This is a genomic window from Brevundimonas sp. (assembly GCF_035998205.1).
Taxonomy (GTDB): Bacteria; Pseudomonadota; Alphaproteobacteria; order Caulobacterales; family Caulobacteraceae; genus Brevundimonas.
Genome location: NZ_DASYHT010000002.1, coordinates 197,781 through 220,734, shown reverse-complemented (window position 1 = coordinate 220,734; position 22,954 = coordinate 197,781). Strand labels below are relative to the sequence as shown.

Genomic DNA, 22,954 nt, shown 5'->3' with positions numbered 1-22,954 from the left:
CCCGGTGTCTCCATGTCCGATCCGACCGCCGCCGTCCGCGCCGTCGACCTCGCCGCCCTCGTCGCCGGCAAGCTGTGCCACGACTTCATCAGCCCGGCGGGCGCAATCTCGTCGGGCCTCGATCTGCTCAACGATCCCTCGGCCCAGGACATGCGCGACGACGCCCTGGCCCTGATCAGCCAGAGCGCCGGCAAGATGGTGGCGCTGGTCCACTTCGCCCGGGTCGCCTTCGGAGCCTCAACCACCGCCGAGCGGTTCAGTGCGGAAACGCTCAAGGGCCTGGTCGACGGCCTGCTGTCCGGCGGCCGGGCGCAGATCGCCTGGGCGCTGGGCGTCAGCGAGTTCGGCAAGGCGGATGGCCGGGCCCTGCTCAACCTCGCCTATATGACCGTCGGGGCCCTGCCCTCCGGCGGGGTCGCCACCATCTCCGCCCGGCAGGACGAGCGCGGCCTGATCCTGCAGGGCGTGGCCGAGGGGACGCGCGCCCGGCTCAAGCCCGAGGCCCTCACCGGCCTGTCGGGCCACACCCTTGTCGAGGGTCTGCAGGGTCAGTGGATCCAGCCCTACTGGCTGTGGCTGACGGTGACCGAGGCCGGCGGCCAGCTCAGCGTGGATGCGACCGAAGGGCGCGTCGTCCTGACAGCCCTAATGCCGGCTTAAACCGGTTTCCAAACGGGTCGTTAACCGCCGCAACGCGATCATGGACGGTGAAGCGCGGCGTCAGGCCGGCTGGAAGGATCGGGCCTTGGACGTCAGGACCTGTCTCATCGTCGACGACAGCCGGATCATCCGCAAGGTGGCCCGGCGGATCGTTGAGGACCTCGGCTTCGAGGTCGACGAGGCCGCGGATGGCGCCGAGGCCCTGGCCTACTGCGCCGCGACCCGGCCGGACGTCATCCTGCTCGACTGGAACATGCCGGTGATGGACGGCCTGACCTTCATCCGCCGCCTGCGCGCGCAGTCGGGCGACACCAGCCCCAAGGTGCTCTTCTGCACCATCGAGACGGATCCCGAGCGGATCGCCGAGGCTCTGGAAGCCGGGGCGGACGACTATGTGATGAAGCCGTTCGACGGGGACATCCTGCACGCCAAGCTGGCCGAGGTGGGGGCCGCCCCGCTGCCATGAAGCCCGAGCACTTCGATCGCCTGCAGGGTCTCGTGGCCTCCCGCACCGGGATGCGCCTCAGCCGCACGCGCATGCACCTGGCCGATCACCGGCTGGGGCCGATCGCGCGGCGGGAAGGTTTCGCCTCGGTCGACGACCTGCTGTCCGCCCTGTGGAGCCGGCCGGTCGCCTCGCTGGGCTGGGCCGTCATCGAGGCCATGCTCAACCTCGAGACCTGGTTCCTGCGCGACCGCAGCGCCTTCGAGGTGCTGCAGCGGGAGCTGCTGCCGGCCCTCGTGCGCGCCCGCAACGGCGCCCGGCTGCGGCTCCTGTCCGCCGGCTGCGCCACAGGGCAGGAGGCCTTCTCCCTGGCCATCGTCTGCGCCGAGGCCGGCGTCGAGGTGGAGGTCACGGGGCTCGACCTGTCGCATGCCGCCCTCGAGCGGGCCCGCAGCGGCGTCTACACCGCCTTCGAGATCCAGCGCGGCCTCAGCGCCGCCCGCATGCTGAACCATTTCGACAAGTCCGGCGACACCTGGCGGGCGCGGCCGGAGCTGCGCAGCCGCATCGGTTTTGTGCGGGAGAACCTGCTCGACCCCCCGGAAGAGAAGCAGACCTTCGACATCGTCTTCTGCCGCCATGTCCTGAGCGAAGTCGAACCGGCCCGCCGGCTTGCGGTGATCGAGGGGCTTGAGGCGCGTCTGGTCGACGACGGCTGCCTGTTCCTCGGGGCCGACGAACGGATCGAGAGCGACACCCTCGCCTTCCGCCCCGTGGCGGGCCGCCGCGGCCTCTACGTCAAGGCTCCGGCCGCGGCGCGACGCGCCGCCTGACCTGACATCTGTTCCCGCCTCGCATCGACGCCGGCGCGCACGCACGGCTATGCTGTTCGCCGGATCCCAGGGAGACTGCCATGCCTCGCCTCGCCCTGCTGCTCGGCGCGCTCGCCGCCGGACTTGTCCTGGCCGTCGCCGCCCTGCAGGTCCCGGCCGCCCGTCCGGCCGACGCCCCGGCGGAGATGTTCGCCGCCGGCCGGGCCATGCAGGACATTCGCCGCATCGCCGTCGAGCCTCATCCGGTGGGCACGCCCGCCCATGCGCAGGTGCGCGCTTACCTGTTCGGCCGGATGACTGAATTGGGCCTCGCCCCCGAGGTGCAGGTCGGCGTGCTGTCGCCCGAGGCGTCGCAGCGCCTGGAACGCTGGAGCGACGGGGCCATCGCCGGCTACAGCCGGGTCTTCAACCTCGTGGGCGTCCTGCCGGGACAGGATCGCGCCGCCCCGGCGGTGCTGCTGATGGCCCACTATGACACCTCCTGGGGCTCGCCCGGCGCGGCGGACGATTCCGCCGGCGTCGCCGCCATTCTCGAGGCGGTCCGGGTGCTGCAGGCCGAGGGCCCCTTCGAACGCGATCTCGTGGTCCTGCTCACCGACGCCGAGGAGCTGAACCTCGACGGCGCCCGGGCCTTCTTCAGCGAGCACCCGCTGCGTGACCGCATCGGCCTGGTGATCAATCTGGAGGCTCGCGGGGGCGGCGGCCGGGCAATGATGTTCGAGACCGGCCCCGGCAATGCGGAGACCGTCGCCCTCTACGCCCGCGCCGCAGGGCAGACGGCAGGCGGCGTGACCGGCAACGCCCTGGCCACGCTGGTCTACGAGAACATGCCCAACGGGACCGACTACACCATTCCCAAGGCGCGGGGCATCGCCGGGCTGAACCTCGCCTTCATCGGCCGGCCTGACCAGTATCACTCGCCAACCTCGACCCCGGACGCGCTCGATCCGGGCGCGCTTCAGCACCTCGGCGACCAGGCCCTGACCCTCGCCCGGCTGGCCCTCACCGCCGAGACCCTGCCGCAAACGACGCAGAACGTCGTCTTCGCCGATCTGCTGGGCCGCATCGTCATCGTCCACCCGCCGGCCTGGGGCTGGGCCCTGCTGGCCCTCAGCCTCGCCGGGCTGGGCTTCGCCGGCTGGCGCTGGCGCGACGAGGTCACGCCGAAAGCGCTGGGCCGCGGCGCGCTGGAGGCCCTGTTCGCCACCTTCGTGGCGGTGATCGCCGCCTTCGCCGTGCGTGGTCTGGCCGGCCCGATGGGCGAGCGTTATGGGCCGGGGGGCGCTGACCTCTACTACACCCTGCTGCGCCGCCTGCCGTGGATCGAGGCCGGGATCGGCCTCGCCCTGACGGGCCTGCTGCTGGCGCTGCTGCTCGGCCGCGCGCGGCTGCGGCCGCGCTGGCAGGCGGCCGGCGTCGCCGCCCTCGCCGTGCCGGGCGTGGTCGCCGCCGGGCCGGACCCGATGCTGCTGGTCTGTGTCGCCGCGGCGATCGGCCTGGCCTTCAGCCCAACCCTCCCGCCGGAGGCCCGTCGCGCGGGAGCGCTGGGCTGGATGGGGCTGCTGCTGCTGATCGGTCTGGCGCTGCAGGTCGCCGTCCCCACCGCCGCCTTCCTCATCCTGTGGCCGGCGAGCGTGTTCGCGGTCGGGCTGGCCGCAGCCGCCCTGCTGACGCCCCGCTTCGGCGAGCTCCGCGGGCTTGCGCCGCTGGCGGTCGGCCTTGGCCTCGTTTCGGCCTGGCTGTTCTACCAGGCCCATCCGGTGATCCTCGGCATCGGCATGGACCTGCCCGGCGTGGCCGCCGTGTTCCTGCTCCTGATCGGCGCGGGCGCCCGCCTGCTGGCCCCGGAGCCGCGACTGACCCGGCCGCTGGCGCTCGCTGCCGCCGTACTCGTGCTGGCCGGCGGCGCGATGGGTCTGGGCGGCCGCTTCGCCGAGCCCCTGCCTCCGCCCGCCGCGGGCGGCCCGACCTAGACCGTCCACGTCATTTACGGTCGCATCTCTCGCGCCGGCGGCACGGCGAGAAAGAGAACATCTTGGCAACCTGAACAAACCGTGCACATAGTGCGCCTCACCACAGGGGGCGGGTCCATGGCGGGTCTCTCCCGGAACCAGACGGGAATCATGGCAAGGGAGACGAAGGCGATGGCGCAGGCGGCATTGAAACTGGTGGGCAAGGAAGACGGCGACAAGCAACGGGCGCTCGAGGCGGCGATCTCCCAGATCGATCGCGCCTTCGGCAAGGGCTCGGTGATGAAGCTCGGCAAGGGCGGCGTGGTGAACGAGATCGAGTCGGTTTCGACCGGCTCGCTCGGCCTCGACATGGCGCTCGGCATCGGCGGCCTGCCCAAGGGTCGGGTGATCGAGATCTTCGGCCCGGAGAGCTCGGGCAAGACCACCCTGGCGCTGCACACCGTGGCCGAGGTGCAGAAGGCTGGCGGCACAGCCGCCTTCGTCGACGCCGAGCACGCGCTCGATCCGGTCTACGCCCAGAAGCTGGGGGTCAACCTCGACGATCTGCTGGTGTCGCAGCCCGACGCCGGCGAGCAGGCGCTGGAGATCACCGACACCCTGGTGCGCTCGGGGGCCGTGGACATCGTGGTGGTCGACTCCGTCGCCGCCCTGACGCCGCGGGCCGAGATCGAGGGCGAGATGGGCGACAGCCTGCCCGGCCTGCAGGCCCGCCTGATGAGCCAGGCGCTGCGCAAGCTGACCGCCTCGATCTCCAAGTCGAAGTGCATCGTCATCTTCATCAACCAGATCCGGATGAAGATCGGCGTCATGTACGGCTCGCCGGAGACCACCACCGGCGGCAACGCGCTCAAGTTCTACGCCTCGGTCCGCCTCGACATCCGCCGCACCGGCGCGATCAAGAACCGCGACGAGGTCGTCGGCAACACCACCCGGGTCAAGGTGGTCAAGAACAAGGTCGCGCCGCCGTTCCGCGAGGTGATCTTCGACATCATGTACGGCGAGGGCATCTCCAAGATCGGCGAGATCATCGATCTGGGGGTCAAGGCCAACGTCATCGAGAAGTCCGGCAGCTGGTTCTCCTACGACAGCCAGCGCATCGGCCAGGGCCGCGAGAACGTGCGCGAGTTCCTCAAGGCCAATCCGGACGTGGCCGACGCCATCGAGAAGGCCGTGCGCGCCTCGACCACCAAGATCGCCGACGAGCTGCTGGGCAGCCCGGAGCCGGACGAAGGCCAGGACCTCGAGGGTTGAGGCCCCGCGCGGCGGGCCGGGCCCGCCGCCTTACGCATCCCTCCGGCCGGGTCCGTGCGACCCGCCACCGACCCCGCCCGGTCCGGGCCGGAGGTTGGCCGTCCGACTCTCCCCGGAGTCGGACGGCCCTTTTTTGTGGGCGCCGGGCAGCGGGCCAGCCTCGATCGATGGGCGCGGCGTCAGAGGCCGACCGGGCGACATCGCCACAACAGCCGTAGCTTCGGACGCCCGCCGCGGTCCCGCTCACGCAGTCCTTGATCTCGTGTCGAGCCGGGGCTGCACCCCCGCCATGGCCTGACCCGGCCGCCGCCCCGGGCCTCGCCCGACGCCGGAAGCTGCCCCCGCCGCGCCCCCTCAGACCGGCAGGCCGAGCCCCGCCAGCACCTGCGGCGCCTTTTCCTTGAAGGGGAAGAACCCCTTCGTCGCCAACGGCCACAGGGCCGTGTCCCAGTCGCGCCGCACCTCCACCAGCGCCAGCCCCTCCGTCGCCAGCGCCTCTCGGGCCGCCGCCAGCGCCGTCGCCGTGGGTCCGACCGGGACGGCCGGCGTGACCAAGCCGATGGCCCCGACCGCGCGCGCCCGCGCCGCCAGCGCCGCACCGTCCAGAGTCGCCAGCCGCGCCGGCTCGACGCCGTAGCGCCCCGCCGCCCGCGCTCCGGCGTCCGCCAGCGCGCCCTCCAGAAAGACCCGGGCCGGCCCGTCGCCGACCGCGTCCGGCCCCTCCGCCAGCGCCACCCCGGCGATCTCCCATGGTCCGATCAGATGTTCCGGCGTCAGGTCCTCGGGCGTGATCAGCAACAGGTGCGGCCCCGCCGGGGCCTCGTCCGCCAGGGCCCGCAGCGGCCGCGCCGCGCCGACCGGCTCGGTTTCGGTCAGGGGCTCCGCCGTGCGCGCCAGCCCCTGCGGCCGGAAGCGCCCGTCGGTGTAGCGGGCGATGTTGTCGGCGGTGGCCAGATAGGTCTTGCCGACGGTCTGCAGTCCCGCCACCCAGCGCCACGACAGGGTGTTGGAGGCCGGGTCCCCGTCCATCAGCCGGCGCAGGAACAGGTCGGCCCCCAGCGCCCAGGGCAGCTTCAAAGTGAAGATCCAGATCGAGGCGAACCACATGCGGGCGTGGTTGTGCAGCCAGCCGGTCTCCGCCAGCTCTCGCGCCCAGGCGTCGAAGGCGTCGATGCCGGTCGTCCCCGCCTCGGCCGCGGCCAGATCCCGCGCCAGGGCCGGATCCCGGTCCGCCGCCGCCCGGGCCTGATGGCGCGCCACGAGGTAGCGCTCCCAGACCTGCGGCCGCAGCTCCAGCCAGCCCTTCCAGTAGGTGCGCCAGATCACCTCCTGGACGAACTTCTCCGCCGCCCGCGGGCCGTGCGCCTCCAGCGCCGCGCGCGCCAGCTCGTCCTCCCTGACCAGCCGCCGCCGCACCCAGGGCGACAGGCGCGACACGGCATGGGCGCCGCCCGGCCCCGGATCGGTGTTGCGCCCGGCGGCATAGGCCCGCCCCATGCCGGGGACGAAGGCCTTCATCCGCTCGAGACCGGCCTCGCGCGTCGGGGTCCAGTCGCTCATCGTAGGCGCCGCTGCAGCGCCGGCCGCACCTTCAGGAAGGCGAGATAGAGCCGCTCCAGGCCGGCCAGCACCCGCCGGTTGCGCGCCAGCAGGCCCAGCGGCCGCAACAGGGGAATGGCCCGCCACATGGCGGCGAAGGCGGCGGCGCCGGACAGCATCCGCCCGTCCTCCCGTGCGTGGAAGCGCGCCAGCAGGGTCGCCCGGTCCAGCGGACAGGCGCCCTCGCCGGTCGCCACATCGTGAAAACGGATGGCGCCGCGGCGGTCCAGCCGCCGCATCAGGGCGATCTCGCGCCGGCACAGCGGGCAGTCGCCGTCGAACCATACCTCGACCCGGGTCATGGGCGGCTCTTACGCCCGGGCCCGTTCCGATGCGCTGCGACGGAACGTCTGGCGCCTTCCGCGACGGGTATCGCCGGGCCGCCGGCAGGTGATGCGCTTCGTCCGGAAACCCTGTATGAGGCGCGCCTTCCCCTCCTTCGCAGCGCGTCTCCCCATGGCCAGCCTGAACGACATCCGCTCCACCTTCCTCGACTTCTTCGCCCGTGACGGCCACGAGGTGGTGCACTCGGCTCCGCTGGTGCCGCAGAACGACCCGACGCTGCTGTTCGTCAACGCCGGCATGGTCCCGTTCAAGGACTACTTCACCGGCGCGGCCCGGCCGCCGTCGCCGCGCGCCGCCAGCTCGCAGAAGTGCGTCCGCGCCGGCGGCAAGCACAACGACCTGGACAACGTCGGCTACACCGCGCGCCACCTGACCTTCTTCGAGATGCTGGGGAACTTCAGCTTCGGGGACTATTTCAAGGAACACGCCATCGAGCGGGCGTGGGAGCTGGTGACGAAGGACTTCGGTCTGGATCCGAAGCGGCTGCTGGTCACCGTGTACATCGATGACGACGAGGCCGCGGCGATCTGGAAGAAGGTCACCGGATTCTCCGACGACAAGGTCATCCGCATCGCCGGCTCGGACAACTTCTGGGCCATGGGCGACAATGGTCCGTGCGGCCCCTGCACCGAGATCTTCTGGGACTACGGCGACCACGTCCCCGGCGGCCCGCCCGGCTCGCCGGACGAGGACGGCGACCGCTACGTCGAGATCTGGAACAACGTCTTCATGCAGTTCGAGAAGGAGAACGACGAGATCGTTCGCAACCTTCCGAAGCCGTCGGTCGACACGGGCATGGGGCTGGAGCGCATCTCCTCGGTCCTGCAGGGCAAGAACTCGGTGTTCGACACCGACCTGTTCCAGACCCTGATCGGCGCCACCGCCGAAGCCACCTCGACCGACCCGAACGGCGACATGGCCGCCAGCCACCGGGTCATCGCCGACCACCTGCGCTCGTCGTCCTTCCTGATCGCGGACGGGGTCACGCCTTCGAACGAGGGGCGCGGCTACGTCCTGCGCCGGATCATGCGCCGCGCCATGCGCCACGCCCACCTGCTGGGCGCCCAGGACCCGCTGATGCACCGCCTCGTGCCGACCCTGGTGTCGTCCATGGGCGAGGCCTATCCGGAGCTGAAGCGCGCCCAGGCCTTCGTCGAGGACACCCTGAAGCAGGAAGAGATCCGCTTCCGCTCGACCCTGGCCAAGGGCATGAGCCTGTTCGAGGACGCGGCCCGCGACCTGAAGGTCGGCGACATGCTGGACGGCCAGACCGCCTTCACCCTCTATGACACCTACGGCTTCCCGCTGGACCTGACCCAGGACGAGGCCCGCCGCCGCGGCTTCTCGGTCAATGTCGACGGCTTCCAGTCGGCCATGGCGGAGCAGCGCGCCCGCTCGCGCGAGCACTGGAAGGGCTCGGGCCAGCAGGCCAACGCCGCCGAGTGGCTCGGCGTCCGCGACCGCCTCGGCCCGACGGTGTTCACCGGCTACGACGCCGTCGACGGCTCGGGCGAGGTGCTGGCCCTGATGAAGGACGGCGCCCCGGCGGACGCGGCCGAGGCCGGGACCATCGTCGAGGTGCTGTTCGACACCACCCCCTTCTACGCCGAGAGCGGCGGTCAGGCCGGCGACCACGGCACGCTGGAATGGCCCGGCGGGTCGGCGGAGGTCATCGACGTCAAGAAGCAGGCCGGCGACCTGCACGTGCTGTCGGCGGAGATCACCGCCGGGCGGCTGGAGATCGGTACGCGCGTGGCCCAGTCGGTCGATCCGGAGAAGCGCCGCACGACCCGCGCCAACCACTCCGCGGCGCACCTGCTGCACACGGCGCTGAAGAATGTGCTGGGCCCGCATGTGGCCCAGAAGGGCCAGATGGTCGACGCCGAGCGCGCGCGCTTCGACTTCAGCCACAACGCCCCGCTCGGCGAGGCCGAGATCGAGGCCATCGAGGCCGAGGTCAACGCCGTGATCCGCCAGAACGTCCCGGCCGAAACCCGGCTGATGGCGCCCCAGGCGGCGATCGAGGCCGGGGCCATCGCCCTGTTCGGCGAAAAGTACGGCGACGAGGTTCGCGTGCTGACCCTCGGCCGCGCCCTGACGACCGATAACAAGCCCTACTCCGTCGAGCTGTGCGGCGGCACCCACGTGGCCCGCACCGGCGACATCGCCCTGTTCAAGATCGTCCAGGAGACCGGCATCGCCGCCGGCGTACGCCGCGTCGAGGCCCTGACCGGCGAGGCCGCCCGCCTCTACGTCGAAGGTCAGGCCCGGGTGGCCCGCGGTCTGGCGCGTGACTTCAAGGTCCAGCCGGCCGATGTCACCGCCCGCGTCGAGGCGCTGCAGACCTCGGTCCGCACCCTTGAGAAGCAGGTGGCGGAGCTCAAGAAGCAGCTGGCGCTCGGCGGCGGCTCGGGCGGCAACGCCGCGCCGGAGGAGATCAACGGCGTCAAGCTGATCGCCCGGGTGCTGGACGGCGTCGACGGCAAGGGCCTGCGCGGCGTGGCCGAGGACTTCCGCAAGCAGGTCGGCTCGGGCGTTGTCGCCCTGGTCGGCGTCACCGACGGCAAGGCGGCGGTGACCGTGGCGGTCACGGCGGACACGGTCGGCAAGGTCAACGCCGCCGATCTGGCCCGCGCCGCGGTCCTTGCCATGGGCGGCCAGGGTGCCGGCGGCAAGCCGGACTTCGCCCAGGGCGGGGCCCCGGACGGGGCGAAGGCCGAGGCTGGCCTCGACGCCGTGCGCGACGCGCTGAAGGGTTGACGCCCTCCCCCCGCTCCGGCCCCATGCGGGCCGAGCACCACGGGGGGAATTGCATGCGCCTGATCCTGTCCACCGCGGGGGTCCTGACCCTCGCCGCCGTCCTCGCCGCGAGCCCGGCCGCCGCCCACGAGGTCCGGCCTGCGGCCGCGCCCCAGGCGGAGGCCCAGGCCGAAGACGCCGCCCTCGCGCGCCTGCTGGCCGACTACGAGACCTGGCTGCGGGCCCAGGATCCGATCGGCGCCGGACGCGACGGCGACCAGGCCGCCAAGGCTCGCCTGCCCGAGGTCGGCCGCGCCGCCGAGCTGGCGCGCCGCGCGCCGTTGCAGGGCTTCCTGGACCGGCTCAACGCCATCGACCCGGCGACGCTGAACCGCGACGACGCCCTGAACCACGCCTTCCTGGGCTGGCTGCTGGCCCGGCGCATCGAGCGCATCGGCTTCGACGCCGGCCGGCTGGCGGTCGACAATGAGGGGGGGCCCGGCGTGGGCGGCGGCTATCTGGCGCGCGGCACCCGCATCGCCACCCGCGCCGACGCCGAGGCCTGGTTGAGCCGCCTGTCGCAGATGGGCCGCTTCTACGATGAGGGCCTCGCCGACGCGCGCCGCGGACTGGAGACCGGCTTTATCCAGCCGCGTTCGGTGGTGGAGAGCGGCCTGGTCAACCTGCGCGCCGAGGTCGCCTTCACACCGGACACCGATCCGCTGCTGCAGCCGTTGCGCAACCTCCCGCCGCTGTTCAGCGACGCGGAGAAGGCCGACCTGATGGCCCGCGCCCGCGCCATCGTGGACGAGCAGATCGTCCCGCGCCGGCGCGAGGTGCTTCGCTTCGTCGAGCAGGACTACCTGCCGGCTGCGCCGGAAACCCTCGGCATCGGCCAGCGTCCCGGCGGTCGCGAGTACTACGCCTTCCTCGCGCGCAGCTTCACCACCACGGACATGACGCCGGAGGAGATCCACGCCCTCGGTCTGTCGGAGGTGGCCCGCATCCGCGCCCGCATGGACGTGGAGATGCGCGCCGCCGGCTGGACCGGCGACTTCGCCGGCTTCCTGCAGCATCTGCGCACCGAGCCGCGCTTCTACGCCCAATCGCGCGAGGAACTGCTGGAGAAGGCCTCGGAGATGGCCAAGCGGGCGGACGGCGGCATGCCGGCCCTGTTCCGCACCCTGCCGCGCCTGCCGTATGACGTGCGGCCCGCCCCGCGCGAGATCGAGGAGCGGTACACCACGGGCCGCTACAACGCCGGCTCGCTCGCCGAGGGGGTGCCCGGCGGCTACATCGTCAACACCGGCCGGCTGGACCAGAGGCCCCTGTACGAGCTGCCGGCCCTGACCCTGCACGAGGCGGTGCCGGGCCACCACCACCAGATCGCCCTGCAGCAGGAGGCCGAGGCGGTCCCCTACTTCCGCCGGGACGCCGACGTCACCGCCTTCATCGAGGGCTGGGGCCTCTATGCGGAGTTCCTCGGTGAGGAGATGGGCTTCTACCGCACCCCGGAGGAGCGCTTCGGCCGACTCTCCTACGAGATGTGGCGCGCGTGCCGCCTCGTCGCCGACACCGGCATCCACTGGATGGGCTGGAGCATCGAACAGGCCCGCGCCTGCTTCGCCGAGAACTCGGCGCTGGCCCCGCACAACATCGAAACCGAGCTGCAGCGCTACATCGCCGACCCGGGCCAGGCGCTTGCCTACAAGGTCGGCGAGATCCGCCTGCGCGCCATCCGCACCCGGGCCGAGCAGGCGCTGGGCGAGCGCTTCAATGTGCGGGACTTCCATGACGCCCTGCTGGTGGACGGCCCCCTGCCGCTCGACCTGCTGGACCGGCGGATGGACGCCTGGATCGCCGATCAGCTGGCCGCGGGCGGCGCCTGACCGGCGGCGGCCGGGGTCTCGTCCGGAGTCTCGGGCAGGTCGATCCCGGCCAGCTTCCAGTCGATCAGACCGCGCCGCTGCATCAGCAGGACGACCGGCGTCTCCGGTCGGTCCTGGCGCGTCAGGGTGACGGTGAAGGTGTTGAGGTCGCGGAAGCCGTAGCTCTGGCGCACGCGGTCGTCGGCGGCGGCGTCCGGTTCCGGCGTCGCCGGGGCCGCGGCGGCGCCGTCCAGATCCGGGGCCGGCGGCTCGCCTTCGCGCACCATGACGGCGATGGCCTCGGGCGTGACGAAGGCGTCGACGACGCCGCTGACCAGGGCCGGGCCGAAGAGCATGGCCAGGGCCCGGCCGGCGCGGTCATCACTGTCGCGCATCTCGCGCATCAGCCGGGCGTTCAGCTCGTCCTTCAGGCTCTCGCGAAAGGCGGGAAAGTCGACGCGGCGTTCCAGCCCGGCGGCGTCGCCGGCCTCGGCCGCCGCCACCAGCTCCCGCGCCGCCAGCACCGGGGCAGCGACATAGACAACGGCCGCGGCGACAGCTCCGCCGAAGACCAGCCAAAGGGTCCCGCGAGTCATGGTTGTTTCTCTCCCGCCCCGACGCTGGGGCGAAGCGGGAGCGCCGTCAACCCGCCGGCGTCGCCTCGACCGGGGCGGGCGGCATGTCGGGCAGGCCGATGTGGGTCAGACGCCAGTCATAGGGCCCGACGCGGCTGAAGGTGAACACGGTGCGGCCAGTCGGCGTGTCTACCGCCAGGCGGGCCCGGTTGATGCTCCAGTAGACCGGCTTCGGCCAGGGCGCCGCCTCCGTTGCGGGGGGCGGCGGGTTGGTTCCCGAGCGCAGGGCTGCGGCCCGGCCCTCGCCGCGCAGCAGGCCGGACATGGCGGCGGGCGTCAGCCAGGCGTCGACCACCGGACCGGGCACGGGGCGCGCGTCGGCCAGACGCCGGCGCACGGCCTCGACCGGATCCTCCAGGAAGCCCGGCGCCGGCGCGGGCGCCGGGGCCTCGGCCAGCTGCGGCCGCAGCGCCTGGCGCAGGGCGCCATAGTCCACCAGCTTCGACAGCGCCTCGACATCGTCCGACTCCGCCGCTGACCTGACGCCGAGGAACGCCACCGCCGGGGCGGCGAAGAAAGCGACGACAGCCGCGACGATCAGCAGGGCGAGCACGACCCCGAGCGGGCGCTTCATGAGGGCCTCCTTGGACGGCCGCCGATCATGCACGGACGCGCCCGGCGCTCAACCGCGCGCGCGCTGTCGGGGAATCTGGCGCCGTTGCGACAGCCCCGGGGCTGTCCCTAGCCCCCGCGGACGCGGCGGACCGCCGCCACCGTCTCGCGCACCCTGGCCTCGATGCCGGCCCAGTCGCGGGCGGCGACGGCGGCGTCGGTGATCAGCTTCGAGCCCATGCCGGCGGCGACGATGCCGGCGCCGAACCAGCGGGTCAGGGAGGCCTCGTCCGGGTCGACCCCGCCGGTCGGCATGATCTTGGTCCACGGCATCGGGCCGGTCACCGCCTTGACGAAGTCGGGCCCGCCCACCGAGGCGCCGGGAAACAGCTTGACGATCTCGCAGCCCAGCTCGTGCGCCTCGCCGATGTCGGTGACCGAGCCGCAGCCGGGGAAATAGGCCACCATGCGCCGGTTGCAGACCCGCGCCACCTCGGGGACGAGGCAGGGGCTGACCACGAAGCGCGCGGCGCGGTTGATATAGAGCGAGGCCGTGCCCGCATCGACCACCGAACCGATGCCCAGCACCACGTCCGGATCGGTGCGGCCCAGCTCGCGGGCGATCTCGCCGAACAGGTCGCAGGCGAAGTCGCCGCGGTTGGTGAACTCGACCACCGGGGCGCCGCCGCGGGCGCAGGCGCGGATCACCTCGAGACAGGTCTCCGGGTCGGAATGATAGAACACCGGGCAGACGCCCTGGGCTTCGAGGGCGGACAGGACCTGCAGGCGGCTGTGGGGCATGACGTTCTCCGGTGACCCGCTCTCGTTCGGGCGCACGGGCCGGAAGGTCAAGCATCGTCGCACGATTTGACCAGCGGCGGCCTTGTGCGGCGCAGCATCGGAGCGCATCTGCCGCCCATGACCCCGCCCGCGTTCCAGACCTCCCCCGACGGCGCCCGGCGCGGCCCGGGTTTCACCGAGTTCGTTTGCCTGATCGCCATGATGATGGCGCTTAACGCCCTGGCCATCGACGCCATGCTGCCGGCCCTGCCGGCCATCGGCGAGGCGCTGGGGGTGGCCGACGAGAACAGCCGCCAGTGGGTCATCACCGCCTATCTGCTCGGCTTCGGCGGAGCGCAGATCATCTATGGCCCGCTGGCGGACCGCTTCGGCCGCCGGCCGCTGCTGCTGGTCGGCATCGGCATCTATGTGGCCTTCAGCGCCCTGGCCGCCCTCGCCCCCTCGTTCGAGACCCTGATCCTGTCGCGTGTCGGCATGGGCGTGGGCGCCGCGGCCCTGCGCGCCGTGCCCCTGTCGGTGGTGCGCGACCTGTACAGCGGCCGCACCATGGCGCGGGTCATGTCGCTGAGCTTCCTCGTCTTCCTCGGCGTGCCGATCCTCGCCCCCAGCGTCGGGGCGGCGGTGCTGCTGATCGGCCCGTGGCGCTGGATCTTCGGCGTGCTGGGTCTGGCCGGCGTGGCCGTGGCCGCCTGGATCCTGCTGCGCCTGCCCGAGACCCTGGCCGAGGAGAACCGCCGGCCGATCCGGCTGGGTCCGCTGGCCGAGGGATTCCGCCAGGTGCTCACCCACCGCATGGCCATGGGCTACACCCTGGCCATGACGGCGGTGTCGGGGGCCCTGTTCGGCTTCATCAACTCGTCGCAGCAGATCTTCTTCGACGCCTTCGGCCTGCCCGACCTGTTCCCGCTGATCTTCGCCGCCATCGCCGGGGCCATCGCCGTGGCGTCGCTGCTCAATGCGAAGCTGGTCGAGCGGCTGGGCAGCCGGCTGATCTCGCATGTGGCGCTGCTGGGCTTCATCGCCCTGCCCCTGATCCACACCGGCATCGCCCTCGCCGGAGCCGAGACGGTCTGGGTGTTCGCCGTCATGCAGGCCCTGACCATGTTCTGCTTCGGCCTGATCGCCGGCAACTTCGGGGCCATGGCCATGGAGCCGATGGGCCGGATCGCCGGGACCGCCGCCTCGGTGCAGGGAGTCATCTCGACCCTCGGCGGGGCCCTGCTCGGCTTCGCCATCGGCCAGCAGTTCAACGGCACTGTCGTGCCGATGACCGTGGGCTTCGTGGTCATGGGCCTGGTGGCGCTGGCCTGCGTGCTGTGGGCCGAGCACGGCCGCCTGTTCAGCGCGCGCCACGGGGAGACGCCGCGCGCCGCCTGACGTCCCGCTTGATCTTTGCGGCGGAAGGGCGTCGGGTCGGCCGCGATCGAGTCCCCCGGAGCCGTCCATGTCCCGCGTCCTGCTGTCCGCCTGCGCCCTCGCCGCCCTCTCGCTCGCCGCCTGCGCCGGCGGCCCTGTCGCGGAGCCGCCCGCCCTGACCTCGCCCCCGATGACCACGCCCGCCGTCCGCCCGGTCGACTACGTCCGCGACGTCCATTCCCACGCCCGGCCCGAGGTGGCGCGGGTCGTCGATGTGGCGCTCGACCTCGCCGCCGACTTCGAGACGAGCCGGCTGTCCGGGACCGCCACCCTGTCGATCACCGGCGTCCCGGGGGCGGAGGAGATCGTCCTCGACGTCCGCAATCTCGACCTGCAGGCCGTGCGCACCCCCGAGGGCCGCGCGCTCGACTACAGCCTTGGCGCGGAGGACCCGACCCTCGGCCAGCCGTTGACCGTGCGCTTCGACCGGCCGCTGGCCGCGGGCGAGACCCGCCGCATCGTCATCGCCTACGCCACCCGTCCGGACGCGGCCGCGCTGCAGTGGCTGACCCCGGCCCAGACCGCCGGCGGGCGCCTGCCCTATCTGTTCAGCCAGGGCCAGGCGATCCTCACCCGCACCTGGGTGCCGACCCAGGACAGCCCCGGCATCCGCCAGACCTTCTCCGCCCGCATCACCGCGCCGGATGCGCTGAAGGTGGTGATGAGCGCCGACCATCTGACGCCAGAGGGCGAGCCGGCCGGCCCCGGCCGCCGCGCCTGGCGCTTCCGCATGGACAATCCGGTGCCGCCCTATCTGATCGCCATCGGCGCCGGCGACGTGGCCTTCCAGCCGATCGATGAGCGCACCGGCGTCTTCACCGAGCCGTCGAAGCTGGCCGCCGCGCACCGCGAGCTGGTCCCCACCGCCGGCATGGTCGACGCCGCCGAGGCCCTCTACGGCCCCTACATCTGGGGCCGCTACGACCTGCTGGTGCTGCCGCCCAGCTTCCCCTTCGGCGGCATGGAGAATCCGCGGCTGACCTTCGCCACCCCGACCATCATCGCCGGCGACCAGTCGCTGGTCAGCCTGGTGGCGCACGAGCTGGCGCACAGCTGGTCCGGCAACCTCGTGACCAACGCCACCTGGGACGACTTCTGGCTCAACGAGGGCTTCACCGTCTATTTCGAGAACCGCATCATGGAGGCGGTCTACGGCCGTGACCGGGCGCTGCAGGAACAGGTGCTGGGCTGGAACAGCCTGCAGGACACCCTCGCCAGCCTGCCCCCGGCGGACACCCGGCTGAAGCTCGACCTCGCCGGTCGCGACCCCGACGACGGCATGACCGACGTGGCCTACGAGAAGGGCGCCGCCTTCCTGCGCACGATCGAGCGCCTCGTCGGCCGCGAGCGCTTCGACGTCTGGCTGCGCGGCTATTTCGAACGCAACGCCTTCCGGCCGATGACCACCGAGCGCTTCCTCGAGGACATCCGCACGCACCTGGTGCGCGGCGACGCGGCGCTGGAAGCGCAGCTGATGATGGACGCCTGGATCTACCAGCCCGGCATGCCGTCCAACTGGGTCGCGCCGGTGTCGGACGCCTTCGCCCCCGTCGACGCGGCGGCGCAGGCGGTGTTCGTGGCCGGCGCCCCGGTCTCGACCGTGCCCTGGAGCGACTGGAACACCCAGCAGCGGCTGCGCTTCCTCGGCTGGCGGCCGGAGGGGCTGCAGCCCGCCGGCGACTGGCTGACCCCGGCGCAGCTGGCCGACCTGTCGGCGACGCTCGACCTGCCCGACGAGGGCAACGCCGAGATCGTCTTCGCCTGGCTGCAGATCGCCCTGCAGCACCGCTACGATCCCGCCGTGCCCCAGGCCGAGGCCTTCCTGACCGGCATGGGCCGGCGCAAGTTCGTCCTGCCCCTGTTCCGCACCCTGTGGGCCGAGGAGGACTGGGGCCGGCCGCTGGCGACGCGCCTCTACCGCGAGGCCCGGCCGCTCTATCACCCGGTCACGACGGGCTCGGTCGACCCGCTGCTGGGGTGGGCGGGTTAGGTCAGGCCCGGTCGGGGCTGCGACGACGCCACCCCTCGAGACGTCGCCGGGCGGCCTCGACAGCCTCGACCGGCACGCGCCGCGCTCCCACGGTGTCGGCCATCACGGCGCCGCGGCGGCCGAGGGGCTCGGGCGGGCCGGTGGTGGTGTCGACTGTGGTCTGGTGCTCGATGGCCGCGTTGAAGGCGGCGCCCATCAGGATCAGCTGCACCGACAGCCAGGTCCACAAGAGGAAACCCATCACCGCGGCCAGCGGGCCGTAGGTGTCGGTGCGGATGAAGGTCTGCAGGTACCAGCTGAAGCCCCCGGACAGGGCCAGGCTGGCCAGCGCCGCCAGCACCGCGCCGGGCATGATCCAGCGCCAGCGGGCGTGGGCGCGGCACGGCCCGTAGCGGTACAGCAGCGTCAGGGCGACGATGTAGAGGCCGAGCAGCGGAATGAACCGCAGCGGCGCCAGCCTGGTCCATTCGCCGGCGAGGCCGAACAGACCCATCGCCACCGGGGCCCCGACCACCAGTCCGGCCGTGACCAGCAGCGCCGCCATGCCGGACAGGGTGAAGGCGAAGCCCAGCAGGTTGTAGGTCAGCAGGTTGCGCTTCTCCTGCTCGCGATAGGCGATGTTGAGGCCGTGGAAGAGGGTCTTCACCCCGTTGTTGGCCACCCACAGGGACAGCAGCAGGGTCCAGACCAGGGTGAAGGTCAGCTCGCCGGTCGAGTTCTCCGCCAGCCGCTGCATCTGGGCCCCGAGGAACTCGGCCACCGTCGGGGGAAACACCCCGTACAGGAACTGCAGTCGCGCCCAGGCCTCGGCCGGGTCGGCGAACAGGCCATAGAGGGTGACGAAGGCGCCGAAGGCCGGGAACAGGGCAAGGATGATGAAGAAGGTCACGCCGCCGGCGACGAAGCCGACCCGCTCGCCGAGATAGCCGCCGACCCAGCGCCACAGGATGTCGAGCCAACCGGTCAGGGGGATCTGCCGCGGCCCCGCGGCGACGCGGCCGCGCCCCGGCTCCTGCCCCGGCGAGAGCTGCGCCTGCGGGCCCTGCGCCTGCGGGCCCTGCGCCTGCGAGCCCGGCCCCTGTGAGCCCTGCGCAGGGGCGGCGGTCGCCGCGTCCGGCGCGAGCCCGGCGCGACGTCGCCGCGGCCTCCCGCGGGTGTGCAGCAGGTGCGCCGCGCTGGCGCCTACCGCCACGGCCGCGAGGCCTGCCCCGAGCAGGCCGGCGACGGAGCGGATCGGTGGCTGGCGGGACATGCGCTCTCAACGGCCCCGCCGCCGGCGCCGTTCCGCTTGATCACGTGCGCCCGGCGCGGCAAGGAGCCCGCATGTCCGACACCACCCTGCTCACCGCCTGGAAGGCCGCGCAGGCCCGCCTCAAGGCCGGCCGCATCGACAGCCCGGCGATCGACGCCCGCCTGCTGCTGGAGGCGGCCACCGGCGCCGGCCGCGTGGACATCCTGACCGATCCCTATCGCGCCGTGACGCCGGAACAGGCGGCGGCGCTGGACGCCATGGTCGAGCGCCGGCTGCGGCGCGAGCCGGTGTCGCGCATCCTCGGCCGCAAGGGATTCTGGAAGATCCTGCTGACCGTCACCCCGGACGTGCTCAGCCCGCGCCCGGACACCGAGACCCTGCTCGATGTGGTGCTGAAGGCGAAAGGGGAGCGCGAGGCCTTCACCGCCTGCGACCTCGGCACCGGCTCGGGCGCCATCCTGCTGGCCCTGCTGGCCGAGCGGCCGGCGGCGAAGGGCGTCGGCACCGACGTCTCCAGCGAGGCCCTGGCCGTGGCCCGCGAGAACGCCGCCAACCTCGACCTCAACGACCGGGCGACCTTCATCCGCACCGACTGGGCCGCCGGCTTCGCCGACGCCAGCTTCGACGTGGTGCTGTCCAACCCGCCCTATATCCCCAGCGGCGACATCCCCGGGCTCGATCCCGAGGTGCGCGACCACGATCCGCATCTGGCGCTGGACGGCGGCGCCGACGGCCTGGACGCCTACCGCACCCTGGCGCCTGAGATCGCCCGCATCCTCAAGCCCGGCGGCCTCTATGCGGTGGAGATCGGCTGGGACCAGGGCCAGGCGGTGCGCGCCCTGTTCGCCGCCGCCGGGCTGGAGGCGAAGGTCGTGAAGGACCTGGCCGACCGCGACCGCGTGGTCACCAACGGCCCCGATCCGCGCGCGGCCTGAGGCGGTTCACTCCGCCGGCAGGGCCCGCGCCGCACCCGGTGCGCGCCGGCGCTCGGCCCGGGCGCTGGCGATCCTCCGGCGCACCCAGAGGGCCACGCCGGTGACCGTCAGCCCGACCGTGGCCAGACCGGCGATGAAGATGATCAGCCGCCCCGGCAGCCCGAGGATGCGCCCGCTGTGCAGCGGCAGCTGGGCCTGGGCGAAGATAGTGCCGGCAGTGCCCTCGCCGGGCGTGACCTTCTCGATCAGAGCCCCGGTAGTCCCGTCGATATACACCCAGGTCGGTCCCAGACCAGGCGCCCAGGCGTCGCCGAACGCCACGCCGTAGCCGCCGATCTCGGGCGCGTAGTAGAGGCCGGAACTGACGGCGGTCGCCGGCAGGCCGCCCGCCCGCCGCGCCTGCTCGATCGCCGCGTCGAAACCGAAGGCCGGGGCCTTCGGATTGGCGAAGTCCATCGGCGCATGCTCGAACCGGTTCTCGGCGATCGGCGAGAAGACGGACACCACCGGCTCGAACACCTGGTGCTCGAGATTGAAGGCGACTCCGCTGACGGCCAGCGTCAGCAGCACAAGCCACAGCCACAGGCCCGCGGCGCGGTGCCAGTCCAGCGTCAGCCGCGCGGCCGAGCCGCCCCGCTTCAACCCCCAGGCGGGGGCCCATTTGCGCAGGAACGGCCGCCCCTTCGGCAGGGTCAGATACGCCCCGATGAAGCAGTCGATCACCCATACAAGCGCCACCAGCCCCATCAGCAGCGTGCCCGAGGCGCCGGGCAGCGTCAGGGTGCGGTGGAACATGTCCAGCCACGGGACGAGCGTCTCGGTCGACAGGGTGAAGGGGCCATAGGGCCGAGACCCGTTGATCTCGCCGCTGACCGGGTCAACGAACACCTGGTTGAAGCCGACGGCATAGGGGGCGCCGGTGGCCGGGTCGATGCGGGCGTCGACCCAGACGTCCGGGGCCAGTCCGGGCTCGATCGGAATCCAGCGCGCCTGCACCCGCGGGTCCCACGCGCTGATCCGGGCGACGATCTGGTCCGGCGACAGGCGTGGTCCGTCGGCGGACGCGCGCCAGAGGTGCGGGTTCAGCCCTTGGTCGATCTCGCGCTGGAAGACCAGCAGCGAGCCGGTCAGCCCGGCGAGGATCAGGAACAGAGCGAGGGCCAGCCCGATGTAGCGGTGGGCGAGGCGCGCCGCGCCCCGCACGTCGATCCGGCCCCGCCCCGCCGCCATCAGAACCGCCGCGTCAGGCTCACGGCATAGAGGCCGCGTGAGCCGTAGAAGCACTGCACCGACGAGGTGCAACGCGACAGATAGGTCTGGTCAAACAGGTTCGAGGCCGTGGCCTGCACCCGCCAGTCGGCCAGATCATAGTGGATCACCGCGTCCCAGAGGGTCGAGCCGGGGGTGCGCCACTGGTTGGCGCCGTCGCCGAAGCTCTCGCCCATGTAGCGGACGCCGAGACCGGCCCCGAGCCCGGCGAGGGCGCCGGTCTGGAAGGTGTAGTCTGCGAACAGCGAGGCCTTGTGTTCCGGCGTGACCGTCAGCTGCTTGCCGAGGTCCGCCCCGTTCGACCGGGTCACCTCCGAGTCGGTGAAGGCGTACGATGCATTGAGGCTGATCCGCTCATCGATGCGGGCGGTGGCCTCAAGCTCCAGCCCCCTCACCTCGACCTCGCCGGTCTGCACCGAGAAGAAGGGCCGGCCCGGCGTCGGGTCCGGGGTCAGGACGTTCGTCTGGGTCAGGGCGTACACCGCGGCGCTGGCGAACAGGTCGATGCCGGGGGCCAGGTTGCGGCCGTCGTACTTGATCCCGGCCTCCCACTGCTCGCCCTCGGACGGGTCGAACAGGTTGCCGTCGAAGTCCGCGCCGGCCACCGGCTGGAACGACGTCGAATAGGCCACATAGGGCGCGACGCCGCTGGCGAAGACGTAGTTCAGCCCGGCCCGGCCGGTCAGCTGGTCCAGATCGCGATCGCCGGCGCCGAGGCGATCCTCGATCTCCAGCCAGTCCTGGCGCAGGCCCACGGTCGCCACCCAGCCGCCGGTGCGGATCTGGTCCTGCACATACAGGCCGGTCTGGGTCTGGGTCTGGTCGAGGAAGGTGAACAGCGGCCCCTCGACGATCGTCGCCCCGTACTGCGGGTTGAACAGATCGATGGACGGCGCCGCCCCGAAGAAGGAGGCCTGACGGCTGTCGGTATCGCGATAGTCGAGGCCGATCGTCAGGTCATGACGCAGCGCCCCGGTCATCACGCGCCCGGCCAGCCGGGTGTCGACCGCAAGGATGTCGGCGTCCTCCAGATAGGCGAACTGCGACCGGGTCACGGTGCGGTAGTCGTCCGGCACGCCGTCAAAGTCGGCATCGAGCAGGCCGGTGCCATAGGGGCCGCTCTGGAAGGACTCGAGGGTGAAGACCTTCAGGTTCTGCTGCAGCGACCAGCCAGCCGACAGGCTGTGACGCAGGTCGTAGCCGAACGCGGACTGCTCGCGGTCAAAGCGGCTGAAGTCCGGCTCGCCGAGGTTGGTCCCGGTCGGTACGCGGCCCAGCGGGTTCGGCAGCACCACGCCCTGGGCCGGCAGGAAGCCGCCGCCGTCGCCGGTCACGAGATCGTCCTGCCAGTAGCCTAGCAGGGTCAGCTCGGTCCGGGCCCCGAGCGTCGCCGTCAGGGCCGGAGCGATATAGGTGCGTTCCGACTCCACGCCGTCCAGCTGGGTCTCGCGGTCACGCACCAGCGCGGTCAGTCGCGCGGAGACCTGCGCCGTCAGCGGACCGGTGACGTCGCCGGCCACCTGGCGCTGCGCCTGGTTCCCGACCATGACGCCGAGCTCGCCGCCGAACACGCGCTGCGGGCGGCGGCTGGTCAGGTTGACGAGGCCGCCCGGCGGCGTCTGTCCGTACAGGCCCGACGAAGGCCCCTTCAGCACCTCGACCGACTCAAAGCCGTAGAGGTCAGTGCCGAGATTGACGACCGATCCGGCCGCGGCCTGCAGGCCGTCCACATACTGCACCGGATTGAAGCCGCGCAGGGTCAGCCAGTCGTAGCGCTCGTCCGGGCCGTAGTTCTCCGAGGTGATGCCCGAGGTGTAGCGCACCGCCTGCATCAGGCTGGTCCAGCCCAGCAGATCGATCTGGTCGCGCGAGATCACGCTGATGGACTGCGGCGTCTCCACCAGCAGGGCCTCGGACTTGGTGGCGGAACGGCCGGCGGTCGAGACGTACTGCGGCGCCGTCACCACCACCTCGGCCACTTCCGTGGCGGTCGGGTCCTGGAGCGAAGCGGCGGCGGCGAGGGCGAGGGGGAGGAACATCAGGGACCTGACTGCAAATGAGACGCAGCGCCATAGACCCCGCGCCAGTGCAAATCAATCTCAGCTCGCGAGCCCGCGACCGTTTTCCCGTCCGCGCCCCCTTGGAATGCGCGGCGGCGCGCGCTAAGTCTCGGATGTCTCCCACCCATACGCAGTCGATCGAGCCCTTGGGCTCGCCTCAAGGCGGCTGGGACGCGTGACGGCCGATACGGTCCCTCCGGCCGGCGCACCACGCGGGCGACACAGGTTTTCCGAGCACATCGACACCGGGGATCGGCCCCGAGCGAAGCGGAACAGCGAACCCAGGCAGGACCGAAGGCCTTTGCGGCCGCGGCTCCAGGCTCCCCGGCAC

The 22,954-nt window shown here is 72.2% G+C and carries 18 protein-coding genes; 10 read left to right on the top strand and 8 right to left on the bottom strand.

What is annotated here, in order from left to right; all coding sequences use genetic code 11:
- Positions 1 to 12 precede the first annotated feature (12 nt).
- The 5 genes from chpT (at position 13) to recA (ending at position 5,162) form a co-directional block, all read left to right on the top strand.
- Entirely contained in the window at positions 13 to 660 is a 648-nt protein-coding gene (chpT, locus tag VGN74_RS01180) for a histidine phosphotransferase ChpT (protein ID WP_327445530.1), read from the top strand.
- A gap of 40 nt (positions 661 to 700) precedes the next feature.
- Positions 701 to 1,126: a response regulator gene (locus VGN74_RS01175; protein WP_327445528.1), complete on the top strand. Its 426-nt coding sequence runs from the start codon at positions 701 to 703 to the stop codon at positions 1,124 to 1,126.
- Positions 1,123 to 1,938 (top strand): protein-glutamate O-methyltransferase CheR, encoded by an 816-nt coding sequence (locus VGN74_RS01170; protein ID WP_327445527.1) that lies wholly within the window; start codon positions 1,123 to 1,125, stop codon positions 1,936 to 1,938. The genes VGN74_RS01175 and VGN74_RS01170 overlap by 4 nt, the downstream gene beginning before the upstream one ends.
- An 80-nt stretch (positions 1,939 to 2,018) precedes the next feature.
- On the top strand, positions 2,019 to 3,911 hold the full coding sequence (locus VGN74_RS01165; protein ID WP_327445526.1) for a M20/M25/M40 family metallo-hydrolase: 1,893 nt from the start codon (positions 2,019 to 2,021) through the stop codon (positions 3,909 to 3,911).
- 171 nt (positions 3,912 to 4,082) lie between these two features.
- Entirely contained in the window at positions 4,083 to 5,162 is a 1,080-nt protein-coding gene (recA, locus tag VGN74_RS01160; RefSeq protein ID WP_327445652.1) for a recombinase RecA, read from the top strand.
- A 354-nt stretch (positions 5,163 to 5,516) separates the two neighbouring features.
- Here recA and VGN74_RS01155 read toward each other — a convergent pair whose 3' ends face one another.
- A complete protein-coding gene (locus tag VGN74_RS01155; RefSeq protein WP_327445525.1) occupies positions 5,517 to 6,722 on the bottom strand; it encodes an FAD-binding domain-containing protein in 1,206 nt (401 codons plus the stop codon).
- Entirely contained in the window at positions 6,719 to 7,063 is a 345-nt protein-coding gene (locus VGN74_RS01150) for a DUF393 domain-containing protein (protein WP_327445524.1), read from the bottom strand. Before VGN74_RS01150 ends, VGN74_RS01155 begins: the two co-directional genes overlap by 4 nt.
- 154 nt (positions 7,064 to 7,217) lie before the next feature.
- Between VGN74_RS01150 and alaS the strand changes: the two genes are divergently transcribed.
- The gene (alaS, locus tag VGN74_RS01145) at positions 7,218 to 9,866 is read left to right on the top strand and encodes an alanine--tRNA ligase (protein WP_327445523.1); all 2,649 of its coding nucleotides are present in this window, start codon (positions 7,218 to 7,220) and stop codon (positions 9,864 to 9,866) included.
- Between the two features lie 53 nt (positions 9,867 to 9,919).
- Positions 9,920 to 11,734, top strand: a complete 1,815-nt coding sequence (locus tag VGN74_RS01140) for a DUF885 domain-containing protein (RefSeq protein ID WP_327445522.1) — start codon at positions 9,920 to 9,922, stop codon at positions 11,732 to 11,734.
- On the opposite strand, the gene VGN74_RS01135 is transcribed toward VGN74_RS01140, so the two are convergent.
- From VGN74_RS01135 to VGN74_RS01125, 3 genes are all read right to left on the bottom strand, one after another.
- The gene (locus tag VGN74_RS01135) at positions 11,710 to 12,309 is read right to left on the bottom strand and encodes a DUF2939 domain-containing protein (protein ID WP_327445521.1); all 600 of its coding nucleotides are present in this window, start codon (positions 12,307 to 12,309) and stop codon (positions 11,710 to 11,712) included. The two genes, VGN74_RS01140 and VGN74_RS01135, sit on opposite strands and share 25 nt — an antisense overlap.
- Before the next feature lie 46 nt (positions 12,310 to 12,355).
- Positions 12,356 to 12,922 (bottom strand): DUF2939 domain-containing protein, encoded by a 567-nt coding sequence (locus VGN74_RS01130; RefSeq protein WP_327445520.1) that lies wholly within the window; start codon positions 12,920 to 12,922, stop codon positions 12,356 to 12,358.
- 107 nt (positions 12,923 to 13,029) lie between these two features.
- Positions 13,030 to 13,701 (bottom strand): bifunctional 4-hydroxy-2-oxoglutarate aldolase/2-dehydro-3-deoxy-phosphogluconate aldolase, encoded by a 672-nt coding sequence (locus tag VGN74_RS01125; RefSeq protein ID WP_327445519.1) that lies wholly within the window; start codon positions 13,699 to 13,701, stop codon positions 13,030 to 13,032.
- Between the two features lie 117 nt (positions 13,702 to 13,818).
- Here VGN74_RS01125 and VGN74_RS01120 point away from each other — a divergent pair, with 117 nt between their 5' ends.
- Positions 13,819 to 15,078 carry a multidrug effflux MFS transporter gene (locus tag VGN74_RS01120; RefSeq protein ID WP_327445518.1) on the top strand — a complete coding sequence of 420 codons (1,260 nt, stop codon included), beginning with the start codon at positions 13,819 to 13,821 and terminating at the stop codon, positions 15,076 to 15,078.
- 67 nt (positions 15,079 to 15,145) lie between these two features.
- Positions 15,146 to 17,107: a M1 family metallopeptidase gene (locus tag VGN74_RS01115; RefSeq protein WP_327445517.1), complete on the top strand. Its 1,962-nt coding sequence runs from the start codon at positions 15,146 to 15,148 to the stop codon at positions 17,105 to 17,107.
- A gap of 1 nt (position 17,108) precedes the next feature.
- Here VGN74_RS01115 and VGN74_RS01110 read toward each other — a convergent pair whose 3' ends face one another.
- Positions 17,109 to 18,359: a YihY/virulence factor BrkB family protein gene (locus VGN74_RS01110; protein ID WP_327445516.1), complete on the bottom strand. Its 1,251-nt coding sequence runs from the start codon at positions 18,357 to 18,359 to the stop codon at positions 17,109 to 17,111.
- Between the two features lie 71 nt (positions 18,360 to 18,430).
- Here VGN74_RS01110 and prmC point away from each other — a divergent pair, with 71 nt between their 5' ends.
- Entirely contained in the window at positions 18,431 to 19,294 is an 864-nt protein-coding gene (prmC, locus tag VGN74_RS01105) for a peptide chain release factor N(5)-glutamine methyltransferase (RefSeq protein WP_327445515.1), read from the top strand.
- 6 nt (positions 19,295 to 19,300) lie between these two features.
- On the opposite strand, the gene VGN74_RS01100 is transcribed toward prmC, so the two are convergent.
- The gene (locus tag VGN74_RS01100) at positions 19,301 to 20,524 is read right to left on the bottom strand and encodes a PepSY-associated TM helix domain-containing protein (RefSeq protein ID WP_327445514.1); all 1,224 of its coding nucleotides are present in this window, start codon (positions 20,522 to 20,524) and stop codon (positions 19,301 to 19,303) included.
- The gene (locus VGN74_RS01095) at positions 20,524 to 22,602 is read right to left on the bottom strand and encodes a TonB-dependent siderophore receptor (protein ID WP_327445513.1); all 2,079 of its coding nucleotides are present in this window, start codon (positions 22,600 to 22,602) and stop codon (positions 20,524 to 20,526) included. Before VGN74_RS01095 ends, VGN74_RS01100 begins: the two co-directional genes overlap by 1 nt.
- Between the last annotated feature and the right edge of the window lie 352 nt (positions 22,603 to 22,954).

Coding starts and splice junctions, on each gene's coding strand:
- chpT (WP_327445530.1), top strand. CDS start 13: ATGTCCGATCCGACCGCCGCCGTCCGCGCCGTCGACCTCGCCGCCCTC.
- VGN74_RS01175 (WP_327445528.1), top strand. CDS start 701: ATGGACGGTGAAGCGCGGCGTCAGGCCGGCTGGAAGGATCGGGCCTTG.
- VGN74_RS01170 (WP_327445527.1), top strand. CDS start 1,123: ATGAAGCCCGAGCACTTCGATCGCCTGCAGGGTCTCGTGGCCTCCCGC.
- VGN74_RS01165 (WP_327445526.1), top strand. CDS start 2,019: ATGCCTCGCCTCGCCCTGCTGCTCGGCGCGCTCGCCGCCGGACTTGTC.
- recA (WP_327445652.1), top strand. CDS start 4,083: ATGGCGCAGGCGGCATTGAAACTGGTGGGCAAGGAAGACGGCGACAAG.
- VGN74_RS01155 (WP_327445525.1), bottom strand. CDS start 6,722: ATGAGCGACTGGACCCCGACGCGCGAGGCCGGTCTCGAGCGGATGAAG.
- VGN74_RS01150 (WP_327445524.1), bottom strand. CDS start 7,063: ATGACCCGGGTCGAGGTATGGTTCGACGGCGACTGCCCGCTGTGCCGG.
- alaS (WP_327445523.1), top strand. CDS start 7,218: ATGGCCAGCCTGAACGACATCCGCTCCACCTTCCTCGACTTCTTCGCC.
- VGN74_RS01140 (WP_327445522.1), top strand. CDS start 9,920: ATGCGCCTGATCCTGTCCACCGCGGGGGTCCTGACCCTCGCCGCCGTC.
- VGN74_RS01135 (WP_327445521.1), bottom strand. CDS start 12,309: ATGACTCGCGGGACCCTTTGGCTGGTCTTCGGCGGAGCTGTCGCCGCG.
- VGN74_RS01130 (WP_327445520.1), bottom strand. CDS start 12,922: ATGAAGCGCCCGCTCGGGGTCGTGCTCGCCCTGCTGATCGTCGCGGCT.
- VGN74_RS01125 (WP_327445519.1), bottom strand. CDS start 13,701: ATGCCCCACAGCCGCCTGCAGGTCCTGTCCGCCCTCGAAGCCCAGGGC.
- VGN74_RS01120 (WP_327445518.1), top strand. CDS start 13,819: ATGACCCCGCCCGCGTTCCAGACCTCCCCCGACGGCGCCCGGCGCGGC.
- VGN74_RS01115 (WP_327445517.1), top strand. CDS start 15,146: ATGTCCCGCGTCCTGCTGTCCGCCTGCGCCCTCGCCGCCCTCTCGCTC.
- VGN74_RS01110 (WP_327445516.1), bottom strand. CDS start 18,359: ATGTCCCGCCAGCCACCGATCCGCTCCGTCGCCGGCCTGCTCGGGGCA.
- prmC (WP_327445515.1), top strand. CDS start 18,431: ATGTCCGACACCACCCTGCTCACCGCCTGGAAGGCCGCGCAGGCCCGC.
- VGN74_RS01100 (WP_327445514.1), bottom strand. CDS start 20,524: ATGGCGGCGGGGCGGGGCCGGATCGACGTGCGGGGCGCGGCGCGCCTC.
- VGN74_RS01095 (WP_327445513.1), bottom strand. CDS start 22,602: ATGTTCCTCCCCCTCGCCCTCGCCGCCGCCGCTTCGCTCCAGGACCCG.